The sequence below is a fragment of the Brevibacterium sp. 2SA genome (assembly GCF_005502845.1).
Lineage (GTDB): Bacteria > Actinomycetota > Actinomycetes > Actinomycetales > Brevibacteriaceae > Brevibacterium.
Map to the genome: position 1 here is coordinate 1 of NZ_SCMW01000049.1, position 23,847 is coordinate 23,847.

General features: G+C 69.7%; 21 protein-coding genes. 12 read left to right on the forward strand and 9 right to left on the reverse strand.

The window, feature by feature from the left end; translation table 11 throughout:
- Positions 1-249: 249 nt before the first annotated feature.
- On the reverse strand, positions 250-1,110 hold the full coding sequence (locus FFS20_RS14375; RefSeq protein ID WP_137826517.1) for a MurR/RpiR family transcriptional regulator: 861 nt from the start codon (positions 1,108-1,110) through the stop codon (positions 250-252).
- Between the two features lie 115 nt (positions 1,111-1,225).
- Positions 1,226-2,029: a 3-oxoacyl-ACP reductase gene (locus FFS20_RS14380; protein WP_212743351.1), complete on the reverse strand. Its 804-nt coding sequence runs from the start codon at positions 2,027-2,029 to the stop codon at positions 1,226-1,228.
- A gap of 212 nt (positions 2,030-2,241) precedes the next feature.
- Between FFS20_RS14380 and FFS20_RS14385 the strand changes: the two genes are divergently transcribed.
- The 5 genes from FFS20_RS14385 to FFS20_RS14405 all read left to right on the forward strand — a co-directional run bounded on the left by FFS20_RS14385 (position 2,242) and on the right by FFS20_RS14405 (position 9,079).
- Positions 2,242-3,294: a hypothetical protein gene (locus FFS20_RS14385; RefSeq protein ID WP_137826518.1), complete on the forward strand. Its 1,053-nt coding sequence runs from the start codon at positions 2,242-2,244 to the stop codon at positions 3,292-3,294.
- Positions 3,295-3,509: 215 nt separating this feature from the next.
- Entirely contained in the window at positions 3,510-4,538 is a 1,029-nt protein-coding gene (locus tag FFS20_RS14390) for a 3-oxoacyl-ACP synthase III (protein WP_137826519.1), read from the forward strand.
- Between the two features lie 7 nt (positions 4,539-4,545).
- Positions 4,546-7,281 carry an alpha/beta fold hydrolase gene (locus FFS20_RS14395; RefSeq protein WP_137826520.1) on the forward strand — a complete coding sequence of 912 codons (2,736 nt, stop codon included), beginning with the start codon at positions 4,546-4,548 and terminating at the stop codon, positions 7,279-7,281.
- 44 nt (positions 7,282-7,325) lie between these two features.
- Entirely contained in the window at positions 7,326-8,330 is a 1,005-nt protein-coding gene (locus FFS20_RS14400; RefSeq protein ID WP_137826521.1) for an NAD-dependent epimerase/dehydratase family protein, read from the forward strand.
- Positions 8,331-8,527: 197 nt separating this feature from the next.
- Positions 8,528-9,079, forward strand: a complete 552-nt coding sequence (locus tag FFS20_RS14405; RefSeq protein ID WP_137826522.1) for an AAA family ATPase — start codon at positions 8,528-8,530, stop codon at positions 9,077-9,079.
- Positions 9,080-9,142: 63 nt separating this feature from the next.
- Here FFS20_RS14405 and FFS20_RS14410 read toward each other — a convergent pair whose 3' ends face one another.
- Positions 9,143-10,036, reverse strand: coding sequence for a hypothetical protein (locus FFS20_RS14410; RefSeq protein ID WP_137826523.1), 894 nt, complete (start codon positions 10,034-10,036; stop codon positions 9,143-9,145).
- 104 nt (positions 10,037-10,140) lie between these two features.
- Here FFS20_RS14410 and FFS20_RS14415 point away from each other — a divergent pair, with 104 nt between their 5' ends.
- A complete protein-coding gene (locus FFS20_RS14415; protein ID WP_137826524.1) occupies positions 10,141-12,051 on the forward strand; it encodes an acetate--CoA ligase in 1,911 nt (636 codons plus the stop codon).
- Positions 12,052-12,435: 384 nt separating this feature from the next.
- Here the strand turns inward: FFS20_RS14415 and FFS20_RS14420 are convergent, their stop codons facing one another.
- The gene (locus FFS20_RS14420; RefSeq protein ID WP_137826525.1) at positions 12,436-13,470 is read right to left on the reverse strand and encodes a hypothetical protein; all 1,035 of its coding nucleotides are present in this window, start codon (positions 13,468-13,470) and stop codon (positions 12,436-12,438) included.
- A gap of 86 nt (positions 13,471-13,556) precedes the next feature.
- On the opposite strand from FFS20_RS14420, the gene FFS20_RS18350 reads away from it, so the two are divergent.
- A complete protein-coding gene (locus FFS20_RS18350; protein ID WP_249356873.1) occupies positions 13,557-14,222 on the forward strand; it encodes a MarR family winged helix-turn-helix transcriptional regulator in 666 nt (221 codons plus the stop codon).
- A gap of 33 nt (positions 14,223-14,255) precedes the next feature.
- Here FFS20_RS18350 and FFS20_RS14430 read toward each other — a convergent pair whose 3' ends face one another.
- From FFS20_RS14430 to FFS20_RS14445, 4 genes are all read right to left on the reverse strand, one after another.
- A complete protein-coding gene (locus FFS20_RS14430; RefSeq protein WP_137826526.1) occupies positions 14,256-14,747 on the reverse strand; it encodes an SRPBCC family protein in 492 nt (163 codons plus the stop codon).
- A 66-nt stretch (positions 14,748-14,813) separates the two neighbouring features.
- Complete coding sequence (locus FFS20_RS14435; protein WP_137826527.1) at positions 14,814-16,283, reverse strand: LssY C-terminal domain-containing protein; 1,470 nt, start codon at positions 16,281-16,283, stop codon at positions 14,814-14,816.
- Between the two features lie 153 nt (positions 16,284-16,436).
- On the reverse strand, positions 16,437-17,498 hold the full coding sequence (locus FFS20_RS14440) for a MerR family transcriptional regulator (RefSeq protein ID WP_137826528.1): 1,062 nt from the start codon (positions 17,496-17,498) through the stop codon (positions 16,437-16,439).
- A 265-nt stretch (positions 17,499-17,763) separates the two neighbouring features.
- A complete protein-coding gene (locus tag FFS20_RS14445) occupies positions 17,764-18,435 on the reverse strand; it encodes a HEAT repeat domain-containing protein (RefSeq protein ID WP_137826529.1) in 672 nt (223 codons plus the stop codon).
- Between the two features lie 312 nt (positions 18,436-18,747).
- Between FFS20_RS14445 and FFS20_RS14450 the strand changes: the two genes are divergently transcribed.
- The 3 genes from FFS20_RS14450 to FFS20_RS14460 all read left to right on the forward strand — a co-directional run bounded on the left by FFS20_RS14450 (position 18,748) and on the right by FFS20_RS14460 (position 21,076).
- Positions 18,748-19,392, forward strand: a complete 645-nt coding sequence (locus FFS20_RS14450; RefSeq protein WP_249356875.1) for a GyrI-like domain-containing protein — start codon at positions 18,748-18,750, stop codon at positions 19,390-19,392.
- Between the two features lie 96 nt (positions 19,393-19,488).
- Entirely contained in the window at positions 19,489-20,076 is a 588-nt protein-coding gene (locus tag FFS20_RS14455; protein ID WP_137826531.1) for a peptidoglycan-binding protein, read from the forward strand.
- Between the two features lie 13 nt (positions 20,077-20,089).
- Entirely contained in the window at positions 20,090-21,076 is a 987-nt protein-coding gene (locus tag FFS20_RS14460; RefSeq protein WP_171007097.1) for an ABC transporter substrate-binding protein, read from the forward strand.
- A 36-nt stretch (positions 21,077-21,112) separates the two neighbouring features.
- Here FFS20_RS14460 and FFS20_RS14465 read toward each other — a convergent pair whose 3' ends face one another.
- Positions 21,113-22,510 carry a PLP-dependent aminotransferase family protein gene (locus FFS20_RS14465; protein ID WP_137826533.1) on the reverse strand — a complete coding sequence of 466 codons (1,398 nt, stop codon included), beginning with the start codon at positions 22,508-22,510 and terminating at the stop codon, positions 21,113-21,115.
- Here FFS20_RS14465 and FFS20_RS14470 point away from each other — a divergent pair.
- Together FFS20_RS14470 and FFS20_RS14475 are read left to right on the forward strand one after the other, a co-directional pair.
- On the forward strand, positions 22,509-23,534 hold the full coding sequence (locus FFS20_RS14470; protein WP_137826534.1) for a DMT family transporter: 1,026 nt from the start codon (positions 22,509-22,511) through the stop codon (positions 23,532-23,534). The two genes, FFS20_RS14465 and FFS20_RS14470, sit on opposite strands and share 2 nt — an antisense overlap.
- Positions 23,531-23,791 carry a hypothetical protein gene (locus tag FFS20_RS14475; protein WP_137826535.1) on the forward strand — a complete coding sequence of 87 codons (261 nt, stop codon included), beginning with the start codon at positions 23,531-23,533 and terminating at the stop codon, positions 23,789-23,791. The genes FFS20_RS14470 and FFS20_RS14475 overlap by 4 nt, the downstream gene beginning before the upstream one ends.
- Positions 23,792-23,847 lie beyond the last annotated feature (56 nt).

Genomic DNA, 23,847 nt, shown 5'->3' on the forward strand with positions numbered 1-23,847 from the left:
GTCCCCGACAGATCGACCCCCTACCGGGCGAGGGACAGCGGCTCGGGCAGCCTCGGCGGATCCGGAAGCGGGCACACGACCACCGGCAGCACCGGCGAACGGCCCTACGCGATCCCGACCGGGTTCCCGAGCGTCCCCTTCGGCCGGCGACGCCACCCGGGACGACGCCGGTGAGCCGAAGCGTCGACGCGGACAGCGGCCGCGGTCCGCCGCCCCGGGACGAGACCGGTGAGCTGAGCAGTCCGCCCGTCACAGCCAGCCCGCTCCCCTGCTCAGCCGCAGCCGCAGCGGATCGATCCGGCTGAGGCGGTCGACCGCGGCCTCCCCCAGCTCGGCGGCGACGAGCTCGCTCACCGTCTCGACGAGCGCGAGCATCGGAGCGAGAGTGTCGGCCGGACCCGCCGCCCGGACCTCGGCAGTGAGCACCCGATCAGCCAGCGACGCCGCCGGGGAGAGCCACAGGTCGGTGAAGACGACGACGGTGAGGCCGAGTTCCTTCCCGATCCGCACCACCTCGGTGATCGCCGAATCATAGCGCCGGACATCGAGGACGACGAGGATGTCGCCGCGTTTGAGATCGAGGAGATCAGCGGCCGCGAGCAGCGGATTCGCGTGCACCCGAACGACCCCCGAACGCACCGAGCCGAGCTGCGCGTGGAAGATGTCGGCGATGTGGGCCGTGTACGTCGCGCCGACGAGGGCGACGCTGCGCTTGGGTTGGGCGAGGAGTTCGACGGTGCGCTCGAGCTCGTCGCCGATGACCGAGTCGAAGGTCTCATCGATGCCCGCGTGGAATGCCGTCCGCGCCGCATCGAACTCCGCCCCCTCCCCCGGGGCGAGCGCCTGCGAGAGGTTCGACTCCTCGCGCTCGCGCATCTCCGCCTTGAGGGCGTCCTGGAACTCCCGGTACCCGCTGAAGCCGAGCGTGCGGGCGAACCGCACGACCGAGGGTCCGCTGACACCGGCGGCGTGCGCGAGGTCGGCGATCGGCTCGAGCCCGGCGAACGGGTAGGCGGCAAGGACGGCGCGTGCGATCTTCTTCTCCGCCGGAGTCAGCCGGGACATCACCGCACGCAGGCTGATGGCCAGGCTCGGCCCGTCGTCCGTCATCGGTCCCTCTCCTTTGGAAATCGCCCTCGACTCCACCGCCCAGGCAGCACGATTCCCGCAGGTCACCGCCTCAACTATCGCTCCAGCATAGCGAGGCTCGACTGGGAATGGGGTGTCAGCTCATGACATACCCGTTGTCGACGATGAGGTTCTGTCCGGTCACCGCGCGGGAGTCCGGGGAGGCGAAGAAGACCACCGCCGAGGCGAACTCCTCCGGAGTCGTCACATGCCCGAGCGCACTGGCCTCAGCGATCCGGTCGAAGACCTCCTCCGTCGTCGCCGCCGACGCGTCCGTGGTCCGCAGGAGACCGCCCGAGACCATGTTGACCCGCACCCCGAGCGGCCCGAGATCCCGCGCGAACGTCCGGGTCAGCGCCAGCAGCGCCGCCTTCGCCGCGGTGTAGTCGTGGTACGGCACCACCGGGTTCTGGACGAGGTTCGAACCGATGTTGATGACCCGCCCCGAGCCGATCTCCCGGAACCCGCTCATCGCCGCCTGGACCGTGTTCATCGCCGAACCGACGGTGCCGCGGAACTGCGCGGAGAGGTCGGCGAAGTCGATCTCGTCCGCCGGCTGCCGCCCCTCGACGTCGAACGTGTAGTCCACGAGCGCACTGTTGACGACGGTGGACACGGGCATCCCGAACTCGGCGTGGGCGGCGTCGAACATCGCATCGACGGCACGGTCATCGGTGACATCGGCCTCGAGCGCCGCCGCACGTCCGCCGCGAGCCCGGATCGCCTCGGCGAGCTCCTCCGCGGCATCCGCGGAATAGCGGTAGTTGACGACGACCGCGGAGCCGACGTGAGCGAACGCCTTCGCGATCGCCGCCCCCAGGCCACGGCCGGCCCCGGTGACGAGGACGAGCTGCTCGTCGAGCGGCATGGCCGCGGTCGAGAAGGCCTGGGCATTGCTCATCGGGATTCTCCTTCGAAGGCCGGCAGGTGAGCGTCGCGAGTGCTCTGCAGCCAGCTTACCCATGACAGGTGAAGTCCGGGCGGTTGCACGGCAGAGTCACAGGAACGCCGGATCTCAGGAGCGCCGGGTCGCAGGACCGTGCGCGGGATGCCAATAGAATAGGACAAGACCACTGTTGTCCAATCCACCGTCCGCCCTGCAAGGAGGAGCCTATGGCCGAGATCGGCGCCAACCTCTCGATCGGAGTCCTCGCGGCCATCGTCGTGATCCTCATCTACGTGCTCGCCGCGAAGGTCGGCAAGTGGTATCCGGCGCCTGAGCACCGCGGCCCCGGCGGAGCGCAGCCCGGGCAGCCGGGTTACGGGCAGCCGGGCCAGCCCGGCTATGACCAGCAGGGATACGCCCAGCCAGGCTACGGCCAGCAGGGTTACGGCCAGCCGCCGACGCAGCAGCGGCGCCGGGACATGCGCGCCTACAGCGCCGACGAGGCCGAGACCCGGGTGATGTCGACGACCGAGGTCGATGAGAAGGCGACGACCGCCGAGCTCACGCAGAACATCGCCCACTCCGGTCAGATGATCGCGCAGAACCGGCGGGCGGCGACGGCCGGCAACGGCGACACGCTCGCGGTCTTCACGTACATCCTCGGCGCGGGTCTGCTCGCGGCCATCGCGTTCGTCTTCTTCAACAACCTCCTGCTGCCCGCCACGGTCGGCGCGCTCGTCGGCGCGATCATCTGCGTGGCGCTGGCCTCGACGTACACGCTCAGGAACCTCGACTTCTGGCCGGACAATTCGACGATCACGATCATCAACCTCGGCGTCGCCCTCGCCGCCGCTCTCGTCATGTACATCGGGGCCAGCCGCACCGAACGCGACCGGATGACCCTCAACTCGATCATGGACTCCCTCGATCCGCTGCCGCTGGGCGAGGGGTTCTCCGGCTTCATCACCGCGATCGGCGACCGCGTCGTCACGTTCTTCCAGACGTACGGCTTCCTCGGCTTCGTCTTCCTCCTCTTCATGGCCATCGGTGCGATCATCGTCTTCACGCTCGCCGCGAAGTCCCTCATCGACGTCATGGACTGGCGGATCTTCGCGCAGTTCGGCCACAACGTCACCGATCGGCCGATGGCGTACTCGCGCGCCGAGCGCTTCCAGTCCTCGAAGGTCTCGCACACCGTGACCTCGATCGTGCTCGCCGGCATCGCGGTCCTCGCCGCGACCGGCCTGCTCTACGACGGGTTCACGTGGTTCACGCGCTGAGCCGCACACAGCCCCGGGAGCCCAGGTGCCCGGGGCGGCAGACCAGGTGCGCGGCAGCCCCAGCACGCAGCCCCGGAACCGCGCCGCGACGGCACTGAGCACAGTCTCAGACACCGCGCGCTAGGATAGTCCCCGAACTTCCTCCGCCCGCCCTGCCCGCCAGGACGGCGGGCGCAGACGTCGACGAACGACCCGAAAAGGGATGAGAACCTCAATTGGCGAACGGCAACGCAACTTTCCGTCACTCGAATGTGGCTCTTCTCGGTCTGGCCGAGATCATCGCCCCCAACGTAGTGACCTCCCACGAATTCGACGAGCGCCTCGCCGATACTCTGACCACCCTCGGACTCCCGACCGGACTCCTCCAGCGCGTGGCAGGCGTTGACGCCCGCCGCAACTGGGATCGGCCGGCCGAGTTCGTCGCCGGGGCCGTGGCCGCCGGCAGGAAGGCCCTCGCCGAGGCGGGTGTCGAGCCGGATGCGATCGGGCTCATGGTCAACACCTCCGTCACCCGCGAGCACCTCGAGCCCTCGGTGGCCGTCGGCGTCCACGCCGGCATCGGCCTCGGGCCGCAGGCGATGAACTTCGACATCGCCAACGCGTGCCTCGGCTTCGTCAACGGGATGACCCTGGCCGCGAACATGATCGACGCCGGGCAGATCGACTACGCCCTCGTCGTCGCCGGGGAGGACGCCTCACGCGTTCAGGAGGCGACCCTGCGGCGGCTCACCCGCGACGGCATCACCCGTGAGGAGTACCTCAACGAGTTCGCCTCGCTCACGCTCGGCTCCGGGGCGGCCGCGGCCGTCATCGGCCCTGCGGATCGGCATCCGGAAGGCCACCGCATCCTCGGCGGGATCACCCGTGCGGCCACCCAGCACCATGAGCTGTGCGTGGGCGACCACAATGGGATGTTCACCGACACGAAGGGACTGCTCGCCGGCGGCATGGAGCTCGTCGTCGCCGCGTGGGAGGAAGCCCACGAGGACGGCTGGGACTGGCGGAACATGGACCGCTACGTCATGCACCAGGTCTCCGACGTCCACACGAACTCGATCACGAAGGCCGCCGGCCTCGACCCCGAGCGGATCCCCGTGACGTACCCCGAGCTCGGCAACGTCGGACCGGCGTCCCTGCCGATCACGCTCAGCCGTGAGGTCGACTCGCTCGAGAAGGGTGACCGCATCCTCTGCATGGGCGTCGGCTCCGGACTCAACACCGCAATGACCGAGATCGAGTGGTAGGACGTCGATGAACCACCCCGGCCGGCCGGCACTCCTTCCTCCGACGCTGCCCGAGTGGGATCCCGTGTGGTCCCGGATCGTCGACGTCGACACGGGCGACGGCGAGCATGCGTTCCACGTCCTCGACACCCTGGAGGCCCTGCGCGCCGAGGGGATCGAACCGACTGGGACGATCCTCGCCCTCCACGGCAACCCGACGTGGTCGTATCTGTGGCGCCGGCTCGCCGCGGCCACCGTCGACTCCGCGCTCTCCGGCGGGCGCGCGTGGCGGCTCATCGCCCCCGACCAGCTCGACATGGGGTTCTCCGAGCGTCTCACCCACGACGGGTTGCCGACCCCGCACGGCCCCGAGGTGCGCCGCATCTCCCAGCGCATCGCCGATTTCGATGCCGTCGTCACGACCCTCCTCGCCGAGGCGGCCGGCAGTTCCGCAGCCGACGCCGCACCCGATCCCGCCGAGGCGGGGCCACAGCATCCCGTCGTGACGATCGGCCATGACTGGGGCGGGGTCCTCTCGCTCGGATGGGCGGCCCGGAACACCGACCGGGTCGCGGCCGCGATCAGCCTCAACACCGCCGTCCACCAGCCTGAGGACGCACCGATCCCGGCCCCGCTGCGGGCCACCCTCGCCGGGCCCATGCTGCCGACGGCCACCGTCGTCACCGACGGCTTCCTCCGGGTCACGCTGCGCCTCGGCGAGCTCTCCCCCGAGGTCCGCGCGGCCTTCCGCGCGCCCTACGAGTCCGCGTCGCTGCGGCACGGGATCGGCGGGTTCGTCGCCGACATCCCCGTCGACGAGCGCCATCCCTCGCATGCCGAGCTGCAGCGCATCGGGGCGGACATCGCCGCCTTCGACCGTCCCGCGCTCCTCGTGTGGGGGCCGAAGGACCCGGTGTTCCTCGAGCGCTACCTCCGCGACCTCCGGGGACGCCTGCCGCAGGCCGATGTCCACCGCTTCGAGCTCGGCTCGCACCTCGTCAGCGAGGACTACGACGTGCCCGGGCTCGTCCTCGACTGGCTCTCCGCACAGTTCCCGACGGCCTCAGAAACGACACCGGCGCCCGAGGCGACACCGGACACGGCGCCGGCCCCGCGTCCGGTCACCGCGATCCTCGACGCGCGGGCCGAGGACGAGACGATCGCCTCGGTGGACTTCTCGCAGGATCCGGCTCAGCAGATCTCGTGGCGGCAGCTGTGGCATGTCACGACGAGCATCGCCCACGGCCTGCGCGATCTCGGCGTGCAGCCCGGCGACCGGGTGTCGATGCTCGTGCCGCCGGGCAACAACCTCACCGCCGCGCTCTACGCGTGCCTGAAGATCGGCGCGGTCGCCGTCGTCGCCGACGCCGGACTCGGCCCGCGCGGCATGACGCGGGCCGTCACCTCGGCGGATCCGCAGTGGATCATCGGGGAGCTGCCCGGACTCGGCCTCGCCCGGGCGTTCGGGTGGCCCGGGCGTCGGATCTCCGTCTCCCCGCTCGGCCCGCTGCAGCGCCGGCTCTTCCGCACCGAGACGAGCCTCACCGAGCTCGCGCGCACCCCGCACACCGGTGGCCTGCCGACGCCGACCGGCGCGGACGACGCCGCGATCCTCTTCACCTCCGGGTCGACGGGACCGGCGAAGGGCGTGCGCTACACGCACGCGGACATCGCAGCGCTGGCCGACGTCCTCAGCAGGGTCTTCGACGTGCGGGAGGGCACGGGTCTCGTTGCGGGATTCCCGCCGTTCGCCCTGCTCGGACCGGCCATCGGGGCCACCTCGGTGACGCCGGACATGTCCGTGACGAAGCCGAAGACGCTCACTGCGGCCGCGATCGCCGAAGCGATCATCGCCGGGGATGCGACGATGGTCTTCGCCTCCCCCGCCGCCTACCGCAACGTCGCCGCCACCGTGGGCGACCTCAACGCCGAGCAGCGGGCAGCGTGCGCGCAGGTCGAGCTCGTGCTCTCCGCCGGCGCTCCCGTCCCGCTCGATCTCATGGACGCGATCGCCGAGGTGTTCCCCGCGGCAGCGATCCACTCGCCTTACGGGATGACGGAGGGACTCCTCCTCACCGACATCGACCGTGAGGGGGTGGCCGCAGCGGCCGCCGGGGACGACCTCGGCGTGTGCGTGGGCACCCCGATCGACGGGGTCGAGCTCGCACTGGCCCCGATCGACGATTCGGGGAACTCCGCCGATGAGCTGCTCACGGGCACGGCTGCGCGGGGCCGCCTCGGCGAGTTCGTCGTCAGCGCCGCCCACCTGAAGTCCGGGTACGACAATCTCTGGCGCACGTCGGCGCAGGCGGCGCGCGATGGCCTCGGCGGGCGGACGTGGCATCGGACGAACGACATCGGGCACATCGACGACGCCGGTCGGGTGTGGCTCGAGGGACGACTGCAGCACGTCGTGACGACTCCGCGCGGGCCGGTGGGTCCCGGCGGGCTCGAAGCGCTCATCGACACGGACCCCGAGGTCAGCCGCAGCGCCGTCGTCGGGGTCGGCCCGGATGGAACCCAGGCGCTCGTCGCCGTGCTCGACGCCGAGGGGACTCCGCTGTCACCGGGGCTCGCCCCGCTCGACCTCTCCGCCCGGCTGCGCGCCCGGGTCGCCGAGGTCGACGGCCAGGATCTCGCGGCGGTGCTCGTCGCCCCGACGTTCCCCACCGACATCCGCCACAATTCGAAGATCGACCGGTCGCGGCTGGCCGCCTGGGCCGATCGCGTGCTCACCGGCGACGGCGTTCCCCGCCGCGTGTGAGTGCGGCCGCCCGGCAGTCTGCGAACACCGACCTGAGGAGCCTCATGAAGATCACCGTCACCGGAGCCTCGGGCCTGCTCGGCTCGTCCGTGGCCCGCATCCTCGTCGCCTCCGGTCACGCGGTGACGACGCTCCAGCGGCGGCCCTCGGAGGTCGACGGTGCCCGTGATGTGCTGGGCACGGTGACCGATCCGAACGCCGTCGCCGAGGCGGTCGCCGGGGCCGATGCGGTCATCCACCTCGCCGCGAAGGTGTCGCTGACCGGTGACCCGAGCGAGTTCGCGGCCGTCAACATCGGGGGCACTCGGACGCTCATCTCTGCGGCCCAGGCGGCGGGAGTGACGCGGTTCGTCCACATCTCGTCACCGTCGGTGGCGCACACCGGCGAGTCGATCGTCGGCGACGGTGCCGGCCCGGCCTCTCCCGACCATGCTCGCGGCGAGTACGCCCGGACGAAGGCCGCCGGGGAACGGCTCGCGCTGGCTGCCGATGCCGAGGACTTCCGGGTCCTCGTCCTCCGGCCGCACCTCATGTGGGGTCCCGGCGACGCACAACTGACTGAGCGCGTCATCGACCGGGCCCGGGCGGGCCGGATGCCGGTGCTCGGGTCGGGGGCCGCGCTCGTCGACACGCTCTTCGTCGACAATGCCGTCGAGGCGATCATCGCGGCGCTGACGGCCGTCGATGTCACGCACGGGGAGGCGCTCGTCGTCACGAACGGCCAGCCGCGTCCGATCGGCGAGCTGATGTCGCGGATCGCCATCGCCGGCGGGGCCACGGAGCCGCGGCTGCGGATTCCGGTGGCACCGGCATTGGTCGCCGGATCACTCGTCGAGCGGGTCTGGGACCTGTCCGACCACGACGACGAACCTCCGCTCACCCGGTTCCTCGCCGAACAGCTCTCGACCGCGCACTGGTTCGACCAGCGCCGGACGCAGGAGGTGCTGGACTGGACGCCGCGCGTGAGCATCGAAGAGGGCCTCGACCTCCTCGCCGCGCACTGTGCGCAGGAGGGCGCCGCCGAGCACGAGGATGCCACCCGCGCCTGAGCCGAACGCAGCGGGGACGGCACCGGCGGGTAGGCCTTGGCACCGGCGCGGAGCAGGACGGCACCGGCGGGTAGGCCTTGGCACCGGACCGTGGCACCGGCGTGCAGTGTGTCCTGGTGGCGGCATCGGCTCGTCGCCTCGGAGGCCGCGATCTCGGCTCGAATCCGCGTCACAGGTGACGACTGCACAATGGGTCCATGACTCCGACCGCCCCGTCACCGGTGATCCTGCTCGCAGGCGTTCCCGGCGCGGGCAAGACGGAGACGCTCAAGGAGGTCCGACGGCGAGCGCCGCGGCTGCGGGTCTCCGATCCGGAGACCGTGCGTGACGGGCTGCGTCGCCTCGCCCCCTGGCTGCCGTACACGCTGGGGCGTCCGATCGTCCACACGATCGCGCACGTGCTCGCGCTCTTCCGGATCCTCCGCCGAGGCGGTCCCCCGCTCATCGTCCACGACCCCGGGACTCGCCGGTGGAGCAGGCGGCTCTTCCTGCGTCTGGCGCGGCTGAGTCGGCGCCCGGCCATCGGCGTGTTCATCGACGTCGATCGCGATGTGGCGCTGCGCGGTCAGAAGAAGCGGTCGCGCATCGTCCGCGGTCCTGCCTTCGCCCGGCATTGGCGACGGTGGCTGGGCCTGCGCTCGCATCTCATCGCCGATGAGGAGCCGACGCCCGGGGAACGCTGGCCGCAGATCGTGCTGACGACGCGGGATCGCGCCGTCGACGATCTCCTCGCTCTCGTCAGTTCCTGAGGCGGAGTCGATGTCGGGACAGCACGCCCTCGCGGCGCAACATCATTCGCAGACGATGCCCGTTCAACGGGACTCGCGTGGGTCCTCACCGTGATAGTCCCCGGAGTCCTCGCCCTCATACGAGCTCGATTCCTCGCCTCGGTAGCCGGAGCCGGAGCCCTCGGCGTCGCGGGCATCGGCTTCGTCATCGAGAGCGCTCGAGGAGATCCCCGGCTGTCCGACGGGCGGAGCCTCGAGGGATGAACTCGTCGCTGATTCTTCGTGGGCATGGTCACCGGAGTTACCGTCAGTCTCGTCGCCTGCCTGCGCCGCATCCGCACCGTCGGCACGGTTTGCGCCGTCGGCCGAGGCGGCACCGTCGGCACGATCTGCGCCGTCGGCCGAGACGGCACCGGAGGCGCCTGCTGTCGCAGCACCCGCGCGACCCGGTGAGCTCGCGTCGTTGGTGACCCGGCCATCCGCGTCCGTCCGGCCCCCGGCGCTCTCGTCCCCATCGGCGCCCGCAGGCTGCTGTCCATCTGCTCTCGCAGCCTGCTGTCCATCGGCGTCGGCAGGTCGTTCGCCGTCGGCGCCCGCAGGCCGCTGTCCATCAGCCTCCGCAGGCAGCTCTCCGTCGCCTTCGCTGCCGGTCTCCTTCTTCAGCCGTTCGATGTCCTCGGACTCCTCCACGGCTGCGTCGTAGCCGTCGAGACTCACCCCCGCCTCGGCGGCGAGCTGGGCACGACGCTCCGCACGGGCCTGCGCGCGCTCCTCCTCGCTGAGCTTCGGCTTCGCGGTCTCGGCGTGCTGGCTCGGCCGCACCGCCTCCCAGATGAGGAGGACGACGACCATCGTCACCCCGACGATGCCGCCCATGATGAGCGACCCCCACGGGCGGGGCATCGAGAAGACGTCGGTGAAGATGTTGACGACGAAGAGCACGGCGACGCCGAGGATGAGAGCAACGAGATAGCGCATCTCCCCATTGTGCCCCGTGAGTCTGAGCAGATGAGGGAGGTCGCAGGTCACGGTTCGCACGCCCCGCCTCGGCGCCTCGATGTGCCATGCGTCACAATGGGGACATGAACGCGAAATACGATGACGTCATCGCAGAGATCTCGCAGGACCCGGGCGCCTTCTGGCTCACGCAGGCCACGGAGCTCATCGACTGGGTGAAGGAGCCGACCGAAGCCGTCGACGACTCGAACGCCCCGATCTACCGCTGGTTCCCCGACGGCGAACTCAACGTCGCCTACAACGCGCTCGACCGCCACGTCGCCGCCGGCCGCGGCGATCAGGCCGCGATCATCTACGACTCGCCCGTCACCGACACGGTCCGCACGATCACGTACGCACAGCTGCTCGACGAGGTCTCCCGCTTCGCGCGCGCCCTCTCCGACCGGGGCGTTGAGAAGGGCGACCGCGTCGTCATCTACATGCCGATGATCCCCGAGGCGGCCGTCGCGATGCTCGCGTGTGCGCGTCTCGGCGCGATCCACTCCGTCGTCTTCGGCGGGTTCGCCCCGGCCGAACTCGCCGTGCGCATCGACGACACCGCGCCGAAGGCGGTGATCTCCACCTCGGCGGGCGTCGAGCGCGGCCGGGTCCTCGAATACAAGCCGATGCTCGACGAGGCGATCGCCATCGCCGAGGCGAAACCCGAGTTCACCGTCATCGTCCAGCGTCCCGAGCACCAGGCCGAGATGGGTGAGACCGACCTCGACTACGCCGAGCTCCTGGCCTCCACCCCCGAGGGCATCGACCCGGTGACCGTGAAGTCGACCGACGAGCTCTACGTCCTCTACACCTCGGGCACGACGGGCAAGCCCAAGGGCATCGTCCGCGACTCAGGCGGCTACGCGGTCGCCCTGGCCTACTCGATGCCGAACATCTTCGGCCTCGCACCCGGGGACACGATGTTCACCGCCTCGGACGTGGGGTGGGTCGTCGGGCACTCCTACATCGTCTACGGTCCGCTGCTCGCCGGGGTCACCTCGGTGCTCTTCGAGGGCAAGCCGATCGGCACCCCGGATGCGGGCACGTTCTTCCGCATCATCGACGACCACGACGTCAACGTCCACTTCACGGCGCCGACGGCGATGCGCGTCGTCCGCAAGGAGGATCCCGACGGGGCGCTGATGAGGAAGTACGACCTCTCCTCCCTCCGGGCGTCGTTCCTCGCCGGTGAGCGGCTCGACCCGGACACGTACGAATGGACGACGTCGAAGCTCGCCGAGGCGACCGGTCGTGACATCCCCGTCGTCGACAACTGGTGGCAGACGGAGACGGGGTGGCCGATCGCGGCGAACCCGCTCGGCCTCACGCAGTTCCCCCTCAAGCCGGGGTCCCCGACGAAGCCGGTGCCGGGCTATCAGATCGAGGTCGTCGATCCCGGCGGCGCCCCGGTGCCCGCTGGCCAGGAGGGGCTCATCGTCATGAAGCTGCCCCTGCCACCGGGGACGATGGCGACGGTGTGGGGCGACGATTCGCGGTTCGTCTCCTCGTACCTCGCCGCATTCGACGGCTACTACCTCACCGGCGACTCCGGCTACCTCGACGAGGACGGGTACGTCTTCGTCATGGGCCGCACCGACGATGTCATCAACGTCGCCGGCCACCGGCTCTCGACGGGAGTGATGGAGGCCGTCATCGCCTCCCACCCGGCCGTCACCGAGGCGGCGGTCATCGGCGTCCACGATGACACGAAGGGGCAGAGTCCGCGGGCGCTCGTCGTCCTCGGTGATTCCGCCGAGGCGGTCGATGCGGAGGAGATCAAGTCCGAGCTCGTCGCAATGGTGCGTCGGGAGATCGGGCCGGTCGCCGCATTCCGCGAGGTCGACATCGTCTCCGCGCTGCCGAAGACCCGGTCGGGCAAGATCCTGCGCAAGACGATGCGCGAGATGGCCGACGGCGCCGAGAACCCCGCGGTGCCCTCGACGATCGAGGACCGCACCGTGCTCGACGACCTCGAGGCCGTGCTGCGCCGCAGCTGATCGAGCGCGCCGGGTTCATCGAGTGCGCCGGGCTGCCGGTGGTGGCGGGGCTGCTCGAGTGCGCCGGGTTCATCGAGTGTGCCGGGTTTATCGAGTGTGCCGGGGCTGCCGGTGGTGGCGAGGTGCGCCTGGTGGAGGGCGCGGGCCTGCTCGTCGAGGTCGAGGCCATGATGCAGCGCGGCGGCTCGATTGTGCGCCGCGTTGAGGGCGGCGGCCGGGAACCTGCGCCACATCGTCGACGGCGGCCGGAAATCTGCGCCACATTCAGGGCGGCGGCTCAGATTGTGCGCCACATCGAGGGTGAGAATCGCGCAGATTTCACCCTCGATGTGGCGCACAATCGCCGTGGAGCTTCCGCAGACCGCCGGGCCGGTCTGAGCGAGGTCAGTCGTCGCGACGCTTGCCGGCCTCGAAGCCCTTCTCGAAACCGTCGGCGAAGCCCCGTTCGTAGGCGCCGTCGCGTTCTCGGCCGCGCTCGCCGCGCGCGCCGCGGACGAACTGTGCGAAGAACTCGCGGGGGTCCCAGTCGACGTCGGGGCCGCACCCCGAGTCGGAGTCTCCGCGTCCGCGCGCTCCGCCACGGTCACCCGGACGGCTGCGGTCGGCGCCGGGTCCGAAACCGTCGCGCCCACCACGGCTGCGCCGCCCGTGGCCGCCGAAGCCCCGACTCGGCCCGAAACCCCGTGAGGGATCGAAGCCGCGCGAGGAGTCGAAACCGCGCGAGGAGTCGAAGCCGCGACGGCGGGCGAACTCGCGCATGCGGTCGCGGACCTCGCGGATGTCCTCCTCGTCGGGGCGGAGTTCGTCGACGATCTTCGTCAGCGTCGCGATCATGGCCGCGACCTCGTCATCACTGAGAACCTCCTCGACGCGCGCGCTGACACGGTCACGCAGCGCGCGGACCTGGGCACGGATCTCGGCTTCGCGTGTGGCCTCAGCGGCGGACTCGGACTCCGCAGCATCATCGATCCAGGCATCACCGGCCACGATGTCGTCGGTGCGCCGATTGCGCCGCGCCCGTCTCCGCAGATCCGCAACGTCGCGCGGATCGATGTCGGCGTCGTCCATCGCCGAGAAGAAATCCCGCCGCAGGGTTCTGCCGACCTGTCGAAGAAGATCGGCGAGCTGCGGCGCCTCGTCGCTCACCTCGTGGTCGATGGGCCGATCACCCGCGTCGACGTTCGTGCCGTCGACGCTCTTGCCGTCGACGTTCGTGCCGTCGACGACGTTCGCCTCACCTGGCTCGGCGGCGTCCGCTTCGGACGAGTCGGCCTCACCACGCGCGCGGCGTGTGCCTGCTGCCTCGGTGCTGTCGGTGTCGCGTCGGTCGTCACGGGCGGCGCCTGCCGCCTCGGTGCCGTCGGTCTCACGGCGGTCGTCACGATCATTGTCATTGTCAAAGCTGTGTGGGGTGGACATGTCATCTCCTTTACTTGTTATCTGACATGTATATGTATAGTCACATGTATTCCCAAAGCATGTCAAGGGACATGTAAAATCGAGGCATGGACACCACCGACAAGATCGCCGAGGCGCTCACCAAGCTCCAATGGAGGCGCGGCCTCCGCGGATTCGCGGGCCCCGGCGGACCTGGCGGACGCTCGGGAGGTCCCGGCGGCCGCCACGGCCGACAGCACGGCGGACCGTTCGGCAAGGACGGGCTCTTCGGCGAGAACGGCCCCTTCGGCGACGGCGGACCGTTCGGTGACAGCGGTCCCTTCGGCAAGGACGGACCGTTCGGCAACCACTTCACCGACACGGACGGCTCCGGTCACGGGGAGACCGTCGGACGCGACGAGTGGCGGGAGTGGGCACGCCGCCTGGGCGGTCGCCTCGGCGGGCGCGCCCAGCTGCGTCTGCTCATCGCCCTCGCCCAGGTGGGGCACGCGATCGGCGTCAGCGCCCTCGGCGAGGCGATCGGCGTCGATCAGCCTCGCGCTTCGCGCCTCGTCGCGCAGGGCGTCGAACTCGACCTCCTGCGCAGGGAGGCCGACCCCGACGACGCCAGGCGCACGCTCATCGCGCTCACCGACAAGGGCCGGGCGATCACGAACCGCTTCCTCGGTGCGCAGAAGGCCAGCGTCGACGTCGCTCTCGACTCGTTCACCGACGAGGAGAAGGAGACTCTCGCGAACCTCCTCACCCGCCTCGCCGACGCCTGGCCGAAGTAGGATCGCTTCGGCCACGCGAGCACTCCAGCCCGGTCACGCCTCGGCGAGGGCCTTGAGCCTCTCGAGCGAGGCGCGCAGGCTCTCCGACGTCGTCGACTGCGCACGCGGCAGCCGCTTCGGGTCGCGCAGCTCCGTCCAGTCGTAGGTGTGGCGCACGAGCACCGAACCCTGACCTGCCGGCTCGAGCTCCCATCTCCAGACGTGCCCGAGCATCGGCTGACCCACCTCGGCGGGCTTCCACGCGATCCGCCGCCCCTCCTCGAAGTCGACGACGTGGTTCTCCCGATCGACGCCCTTCGTCAGCGTCGTGATGAACGTGGCCCCGGTGCCGGTGATGCGCTGACCGGGCGCCGCCTCGCCGAGGTTGTCGTTGCCGTCCCAGTCCGGCTGCCGGGAGGGATCGGCGATGAGTTCGAAGACCTCGGCCGCGGGCGCAGCGATGGTGATCTCTGCCGTGACGACCTTGAGCGCGGGGTCGATCGTGTCGAAGACGGAATCGTCGGCGGATGTCGTGGAGTCGGTCATGGGCGTCCTCTCGTCGATGAGTCTGCCGCAGCGGCAGCCGCTTTCAGACTACTCTGCGACGTCGCCTCAGTCCTCGATCGCGCGGTCCTGCCGGTCGGCTCGGGCCGCCTCGGTGCTGAAGCGGGTGAAGAGACGTGAGGAGTCGCTGGAGAGCGTGAGCAGGACACCGACCTGCAGGGCGATCGTCATGAGCGAGTAGAAGTTCGTCTCGACGTCGCTGTCGCCGGTGAAGAAGTTCGTCATCGAGACGATGACGGAGAACGTCGACAGCGCGAGGATCCACAGCCGGGCGCGGTTGCTGCCGCGGAAGACGGCGATGCTCGCGATCACCTGGATGATGCCGATGAGCAGGCTGATCCCGATGAGGATGCCGGCGACGATCCGGGCGACCTCCTCGTCGGAGAGCCCGCCGGCGTCACCCTCGACACCGGCGACCGCTGCGCGCACGCTCCCCCAGTCGGTGAAGGTGCTCGCGACGTCCCAGGCCTGGAAGATGAGGAGCACGAGGACGAGGGCGGCGCCGATGAGGGTCTGCAGCGGGCGCTTGCTCCACAGCGTCCGGGCGACGTCGGAGACCGTGTGCGACTGGTTGTAGATCTGTGTGGCGTCGAGCGCGAGGTCGAGACGATCGGGGTAGTCGGACGAATCGGTCGTGACGCTGTCGAGATCGAGGATGGGCAGATTGCTGTCGGTGATGATCGCGTCGCCGCCGCCGTTGCGCGAGTGGTATCCGGTGGAGAAATCCTTGATGACGTCGACGGTCACCGACGGTTCGGCCTCGGTCACGGTCTTGACGATGTAGTCGCGTTCGACGTCGGTGTTCTCTTCGATCTTGTGGGTGATCTGCAGAGTGAAGAGCGAGAGGCCGACGCTCTTGTCATACGTGCCCGCGGCAAGCCAGCCGACCTGATATCCGCCGGGCAGCAGCCACCCCTTGGGCGTCTTCCAGAAGCGGACGTGGTGCCGCTGACCCGGGTCGCCGTCGACCTCCTGCTGATAGGCGAAGTCCTGTCTCCGCCCGAAGAGGAGCAGCGGGGAGACCGGGGCCTCCGGGTAGCTCTTCTTCGTCAGCGTCGATTTGATGATTCCCCACGTCGAGGCGGCGGTGATCTCGTCGGCCAGCGTCCACCCGGCTGCTTTCATCGCGTGGTGGATCTGCGCTTCGTCGCCCTTGAACGCGAGATTGACGGGATCGCCGAGGAGGCCGTCGGACGTCCGCGCCCGCCCGATGAAGTAGTTGGGAACGTAGATCTGCGTGAGGATCCGGTGCAGCCGGGGCAGGGTGAGGTAGGAGATGACCACCCAGAAGGCGAGCAGGGTGAGCAGCTGCCACCAACCCAGGCTGAATCCCTTGATGAGGATGAGGATGGCGAGGAACGTCGAGGCGGCTCCGCCGAAGAGGAAGAAGAAGTAGTCGAGGATGCCGGTGACGGTGTGTCTGTTCCGGCGGAAGGTGAATGGCTGCCGACGCCTGCCCCGATCATGGCTGTCGGGGGTCCCGGGGGTGGGATCCGGTGCCGCGGTGTCTGACGTCATGGGCCAATTGTAGGGATCACACGTCCGCTGCGGGAGACAAGGAAGCATACCGATGACGCCGAGGTGACCCGCCGACCGGCTGTGCGTCCCGCCGCCGGTCGGCGGGCTGTGCGCTGCCGCTGGGTGCGATCGCGACTCCCAGCTCACTCGACCTCACTGGGTGCGACGTCGCCGCAGTCCCGCGTCAGCTGTCGCGGCGATCCGCGGGTCGATGTCGCGGCTCAGCCGCGCGATGAGGCCGTCGCTGAGCGGTCCCGGGATCTCGAGGAGCACTTGGAGGACCTGGAAGCGCTCATGCGGGTCGGAGGATTCGCTGCGCTCGTGCAGCTCGACCATGATCCATCCGGTCACGGAGCCTGGTGCGCTCCTCGAGTCGTGGCTGTCCTCGCCGTAGTAGCCGCCGAGGAGTTCGGCCGCCTCGACGTCGGTGTCATCTCCCATCGCCATGTCCATGAGGGCAGAGGCGACGAGCGGGTCGCGCTGCCGGCCCAGGGCGAGGGTCGCGAGAGTCCTCACCTGAGCATCGTCGTCGGTCAGGCCGGAGCGCAGTGCCGCGACGAGGTCATCGGTGATGACGGTGCCGAGGTCATCCGCCGAGGTGGTCCTCGCGATCTCGTCGAGGGCCCGGATGGCATTGCGTCGTCGTGCGGCATCGGCCGAATCGAGTCCGACGATGAGGTGCGGGACGGCCGCGGGGGCCGACTGCGCGAGCGCCCATCGCATGGCTCCGGCGACATTGAGCACGGACTCGTCGAGGACCGCCGCGACCAGGGTCTCGACGGGCACTCCCCCGTCGACCCCGACGCCGAGCGCGGCCTTGTGGCGCTGGATGGCATCACGGGATTCGAGTGAGCGCATGAGGTCGATCGCCGCGAGCAGACCGTCGCCATCGGTGAGACCGACCCGGTCGATCCGCTCGAGGTGGTCGAGGAGGGCCTGTTCCGCGGCGATCCGGGACCGCGTTGCCGCGATGAGGCGGGTGACGAGCTCTCCGGCACCGAACGAGGGGTCGTCGAGGACTGCGCCGACGTCGGACAGCGACATCCCCAGCTTCCGCAGTCCCTCGATGTGGAAGATGCGGCCGATGTCGGCGGCGGAGTAGTCGCGGTAGCCGCTCGACGTCCGCTCGCTCGGGGCGAGAAGTCCGAGCGATTCGTAGTGTCTGAGCATGCGAGCGCTCACTCCCGACCTCCGGGACACCTCACCGATGCGCATCCGCACCTCGCTTTCCCCTCAGACGCAGAGAATGTCAGAGACCCGGGCTCGCGGACACGGGCTCGCGGCCGCCGAGTCCACCCCCTCGACAGCTCTTCGGGTTCATGCCGCCGACCCGTTGTCGGACCTGCGCCGCTGCTCGCAGCGACACCACGCGCAGACCTGACGATCGGAGGAAGGAGTCCGAGCCGCCGGCTCCGCGGGCGAGACCGTGCTTGCCCCACACAGTATTGCCCGCAGGCGACCGACCCTTCCCAAAATCGGTCTACGCCGACGCCTCGGACCCCAGTGCGACCACCCGCTTGGCCTCGTTCAAGGCGTGAGCGAAGCCGGCGTCGGGGTCATGGAACATCTCGACCGTCGCCAGAGCGTGTGCCCGCACTGTTTCTTCCTCTGCCTCCACACTGCCATCCACCACTGACACGACATCCTCACCCAGGGACACCAGCGCCCTGCTCAGACTCTTCTGCATCTCGACATCACCGCGCCCCAACTGTGTGACCAGGAACGATGCCAGTTCGTGACGACTCTCACCCGGTACCAGCGCAACCGCGGACCTCCACGCACTGCGGGCCACCTCGGCGTCGGGATGAGCGATGAGATCGACACCGATGACGGCAGGATCCATCGCCGCCCAGGCGCGGCGGTCCCCGATCTTCGACAGCGTGTGCAGGGCCTGACTCCGGGCCTGCGGGGTCTCCGACTCGAGTTCGGCGATGAGCCGGGCGACGACGGGGCCGGGCGACAGCCGCGTCAGGGCCCACGTGAGCATGTCGCGGACGAAGAAGTCGGACTCGGCGCGACTGCGTTCGATGAGGACGTCGAGGAAGCAGTCGTCCGCCTCGGTGCCGATGGCGAGCGCGGCCTGCAGCCGCTGCTGCGCCGGGCCCGAGCGCAGCGCCCGGGTGAGCTGTGGATGGGTCGGTTGTCTGGTCATGTCATCCACCTCCTTCGCTTCCCACTCAAGACCCTGACAGCGTGTCAAGGTCAAGCGCCGGCGTGGATGCGGCGGATGCGGCTCCTGCCGATGCGGGTCCTACCGATGCGGCTCCCGCCGACCCTGCGCGGATGCGGCGCCCGTGGGCCCGGCCACCGCCGGCACGGTCGCGGTCGCGGCGCACGCCGACCCGGACGCAGCGACTGCGGTGCACTGCGGCCGCCCGAGACCGACCCCGGCTTAGAATCGGAGGGCATCGCCACACCATCTCCGCCCAGGACGGTCGCCCGCACTTCCGCACAGGAGCAACCCGTGGACAAGATCGATCTCAAGAAGACCCTGCCGAGCTATCGCGCCCGCCGCGGCGAATTCGACGTCATCGAGGTGCCGCCTCGGGCCTACCTCATGATCAGCGGCCACGGCGACCCGAACAGCTCGCCCGAGTTCACCTCGGCGGTCGAATCCCTCTACCCGCTGGCGTATGCGCTGAAGTTCTTCAGCAAGCGCGAGCTCGACCGCGACTACGTCGTCCCACCGCTCGAGGGACTGTGGTGGGCCGAGGACATGAGCGCCTTCACCACGGCCCGGGACAAGTCCGCCTGGGACTTCACCCTCCTGCTCCTCGTCCCCGACTGGCTCGATCGCGCGCAGATCGCCCAAGTCGCCGAGGCGGTCGATCGGAAGAACGCTCCGCCGCGACTGCGTGACGTCCGGTTCGAGACCCTCGACGAGGGGACGTGCGTCCAGACGCTTCACATCGGGCCCTTCGACGCCGAGGCCGAGGTGCTCGCTCACCTCCACGACGAGGTCATCCCCGACGCCGGTCTGACGATGACCGGCAGGCATCATGAGATCTACCTCAGTGACTTCCGGCGGACGGCGCCGGACCGGCTGCGCACGATCCTCCGCCAGCCCGTAAGAAGAAAGTCCGCGCGACGCCGATCCGAACCACGCTGAGATCACTCCCACACCAAGGGATTCGTGACCTTCCTGTGACAAAAACCACGGCGTGGTCACATTGGCCCTTAAGTTTGTTGCATTATCGTTATATTCATGCCTCGACAGACTCGACACCGCAAGGGACGCCGGTCCCCGCTCGTCGGTGCCCTGATCGGCCTCGGAGCAGCAGCGGCGGCGTTGGCGATCGCCGCTGTCGTCATCATCAACGCGCCCGTGTCCTTCGGCTCGACGACGATCAGGCAGATGCAGATGTCCTCCGTCCAGCAGCTCAATCAGCAGCAGATCGACAACGCCCGCCTCATCATCGCCGTCGGTCGCGGCGGCGGCTTCGACGACGAGGCGATCCGGATCGCACTCATGACCGCGCTCCAGGAGTCCTCGCTGCGCAACATCGACTACGGCGACCGCGATTCCGTCGGACTCTTCCAGCAACGGCCCTCGCAGGGCTGGGGCGAGCCGAGCGAACTCACCGATCGCGTCTTCGCGACGAAGTCGTTCTACGGCATCAATCCCGAGGTCCACAACCCGGGCCTCGACCAGATCGAGAACTGGCATCGGATGACGCCCACCGAGGCGGCGCAGGCCGTGCAGCGGTCGGCCTACCCGGATGCGTACGGCCAGTGGGAGACGCTGGCCGACGACCTCATCGGCACCCAGACGGACGTCGAAGCGCTGCCCTGACTACACTGGCCGGGTGAAACTCAGCACCGCATTCCCCGCCATCGCTTCTGCCACCACTGCAGCCCTGCTCGTCAGCGGCTGCTCGATCCTGCCCGGCACCGCCGACGACCAGGCCGGCGGCAACTATCCGCAGACGATCGATTCGCCCTACGGCACCACCGAGATCCCCGAGCAGCCGACGACTGTCGCCGTGACCAGCTCCGTCGACCTCGACATCGCTCTGTCCCTCGGCGTCGATCCCGTCCTCGCCCCGGCCGCCACCGCGGACGACAGCGGCCTCTCCTCTTGGGCGACCACCGCCCTCAAGGACAAGGGGCTCGACGCTCCGGCCACCTACGACGCCGTCGACGGCCCTGACCTCGACGCCCTGAAGAAGGCCGCTCCCGACGTCATCCTCGCCACCGGTCTCGACTCCGCCGAAGCGGACTATGATGCGCTGTCGCAGATCGCCCCCGTCGTCGCCTCGGCGCCGGATGACACATGGACCGATCGCACCGCCGCCGTCGCCACAGCCCTCGACCGGGCGGACGCGGCGAAGACGGTCGTCGATGACATCGCCGCGTCCGCCGAGGACATCGCCTCGAGCCACCTCGAGTTCGAGGACACCACCTACACGTTCGCGAACGTCGAGAAGTCCTCGGTCGACTACCTCTCCTACGACGGCAGCGACAGCAGCTTCTTCACCGGCCTCGGCCTGCTGCCGTCCACCTCGGCGAAGGAGTACACCGCGGAGGAGCACGAGGTGAAGAAGTCCCAGATCGACAGCCTCGACGCCGATGTCCTCTTCATCCACTTCCCCGACAAGGGCAAGGGCCTGTTCGACAAGGCCGACCTCGCCGACCCGTTCTACCGCGAGGTCAAGGTCATCCGCGGCAAGCACTACGCGATCCTCGACGACGACGAGTTCACCGCACTGACGAACCTCTCGCCCCTGAGCTACCCGTGGCTGCTCGACGACCTTCCCGACGCCATCGGCACGGCCGAACAGGGCGAGGCCTAGGCGCAGTTCCCCCGGACCGTCACGGATCCTGCGCGTTCAGTCCCGACCCAGGATCTCGCCGAGGCGGTGCATCGCCTCGCGGTAGCCTTCCGGATTCGGGCCGGCGAAGTTGAGCCTGACGTACGGCGCCGAGGGCTCGGCGGGGAAGAGCTCGGTGCCGCCGGTGACGAGCACACCGCGCGCGGCCGCCTCGGCGACGAATGATCCCACGTCGGTGCCCTCCGGCAGCCGGCCCCAGACATTCAGCCCACCCTGCGGCACATGGTCGACCGCGATCCGGTCGGCCTCGGTGCGGATAGCCGTGAGCAGTGCATCCCGCCGCTCACCGAGGCGGCGGCCGAGGCCGCGGACGTGCGTGCGCCACGCCGGTCGGGTGACGACGTCGAGGGCGGCGGCCTGGAGGAGCGGACTGACGTACATCGATTCGGCCTGCACATCGGCGCGGATGCGATCGCGTGCAGGTCCGCGGGCGATGACGGCGGCCACCCGCACCGCCGGGGACACGCTCTTCGTCAGCGACCGCACGTAGACGATGTGGCCGTTCGCGTCATCGCCGATGAGCGGGACCGACTCCGCATCGATCCCGAAGTCGTGGGCCCAGTCGTCCTCGATGAGGAACGCCCGGCGGTCGGCGACGACCTCGAGGACGCGCGCCCGCAGCTCCGGCGACCACTGGACGCCGGTCGGATTCGTGAAGTTCGGCTGGGCGTAGAACGCGGTGGCGCCCGTCCGCTCGAGTGCCTCGGCGACGACCTCCGGGTCAGGTCCGCTCGGCCCTGTCGGCACCGGCACGAGCGTGACACCGGACCGGCGAGCTGCGGTGATGAGTCCCCAATAGGTGGGCGATTCGACGACGAGCGGTCTTCCGGCCCCGACGAGCGATCGCAGGACCGACCCGAGCCCGGTCTGGCTGCCCGGCACGATCGTCACATCCGCGGCGCTCGGCGGTGAGGCGGCGCCGTAGTCGGAGACCTCCGCGGCGAACCAGGCCTGCAGATCGGGCAGGCCCGCAGACGGTCCCCGGCGCAGGGCGTCCTCCGACCGCGACGCACGACCGAAGGCGGCCCGGACGAGAGTGCGCGGCAGCAGACCCGCCTCCGGATAGCCGTCGTTGAGGGCGAACTGGTCGTGGCTCGAGTCCCGCAGCGGTGCAGCGGCGGCCGGGACATAATCCTGCGGCCCGAGCGTCCCCGTCTGCCAGCTGAGGTCCGGTGCCGCGAACGAGCGGTGACCGCGCACAAACGTTCCCACGCCCGGTCGCGACTCGACGAGTCCGCGGCGGGCAAGGCTCGCCAGCGCCTTCTGCACCGTCACGGGCGAGGCCTCGTACTGCCTGACGAGCTCCCGCGACGACGGCAGCCGATCACCGGCCGAGGCGTCAGCGACCCACCGGGAGAGTTCCGCAGCGATCCGCGAACTGCTATCGTGTTGCATGAAGGACAATAATAGCGCTACTGCTTCCAGCCGCCAACCGCTACACACCAGGTCCGCGGGAGCGGGACTCCTGTGGGGCCTGCTCGGCGTCGCCGCGTTCTCCTTCACCGTGCCGCTCACCCGCATCGCCGCAGAACCCGGGACCCTGTCCCCGCTGTTCATCGGTGCCGGCCGCGCCGCCGTCGCTTCCGTTCTCGCCGGCCTGCTCCTCCTCGTCGCCTGGAGGCGTACCCGCCGAGGCGGTTCATCGATCCGCGCTCACCGTCCCGGACCGTCCGCCGCGGACGGGTCGGGAGCGTTGCCAGCGCAACTGCCGACGCTCCCCCGCCCGAGCGTGTCCCAGGGCCTGCGTCTGCTCGTCGTCGCCGGAGGCGTCGTCCTCGGCTTCCCTCTCCTCACCTCCTATGCGCTCACCCAGACACCGGCCAGTCATGGCGCAATCGTCATCGCCCTCCTGCCCGCGGTCACGGCCGCGGTGGCGGTGCTGCGCACGAAGGAGCGGACGAGCCCGCTGTTCTGGGTGCTGGCAGGCCTGAGCGCCGTTCTCGCCGTCGTCTTCGCGATCGTTCAGGGCGCGGATCTCGGCGGCATCCAGCCGGCCGATCTCCTCCTCTTCGCCGCCGTCTGCGCCGCAGCGATCGGCTACGCCGAGGGCGGTGTGCTCGCACGTGAACTCGGTGCCTGGCAGACGATCTCGTGGGCGCTCGTCCTCTCGGCCCCGGTGACACTCACCCTGACGATCATCGCGATCGTCGAACAGCCGCCCACCGGCACCGTCGGGCAGTGGGGATCCTTCGCCTACCTGTGCGTGATCAGCATGTTCCTCGGCTTCTTCGCGTGGTATCGAGGGCTCGCGATCGGCCCGATGGCGCAGGTCTCCCAGATCCAACTCGTCCAGCCGGTCATGTCGATCGCTTGGGCGGCTCTTCTCCTCGGTGAGCACCTCGACGTGCCGACGATCCTCTGCGGCACCGCGGTCATCGCCAGTGCCGCACTCACGGTGCGCACACGGCTGCGCTCATGATCGCCGTCATCGTCCTCGGGGTCACGATCGTCGTCTTCACGATCGGGCGACTCGCCTGTCCCCCGCATGACCGGCTGCCGATGCGGTGCCTCGATGCCGCGGCACTCGTCGGCACCTTAGTGCGGGGTGCGCGCGTCCTCGCAGCGGCAGGCCCGCTCTCCACGCTGACGGCCGCCGACGGCACTCGCATCACGGGAGACACCCCTTATCCTCGTCGGCCGGACGACCCCGACGCCGAGGACGATGGGAACAGGTGAGGGGCCGATTGGCCGCCTCGGCGCGCTGGATCCGGCCGGTGCAGCGGCACGGTCGG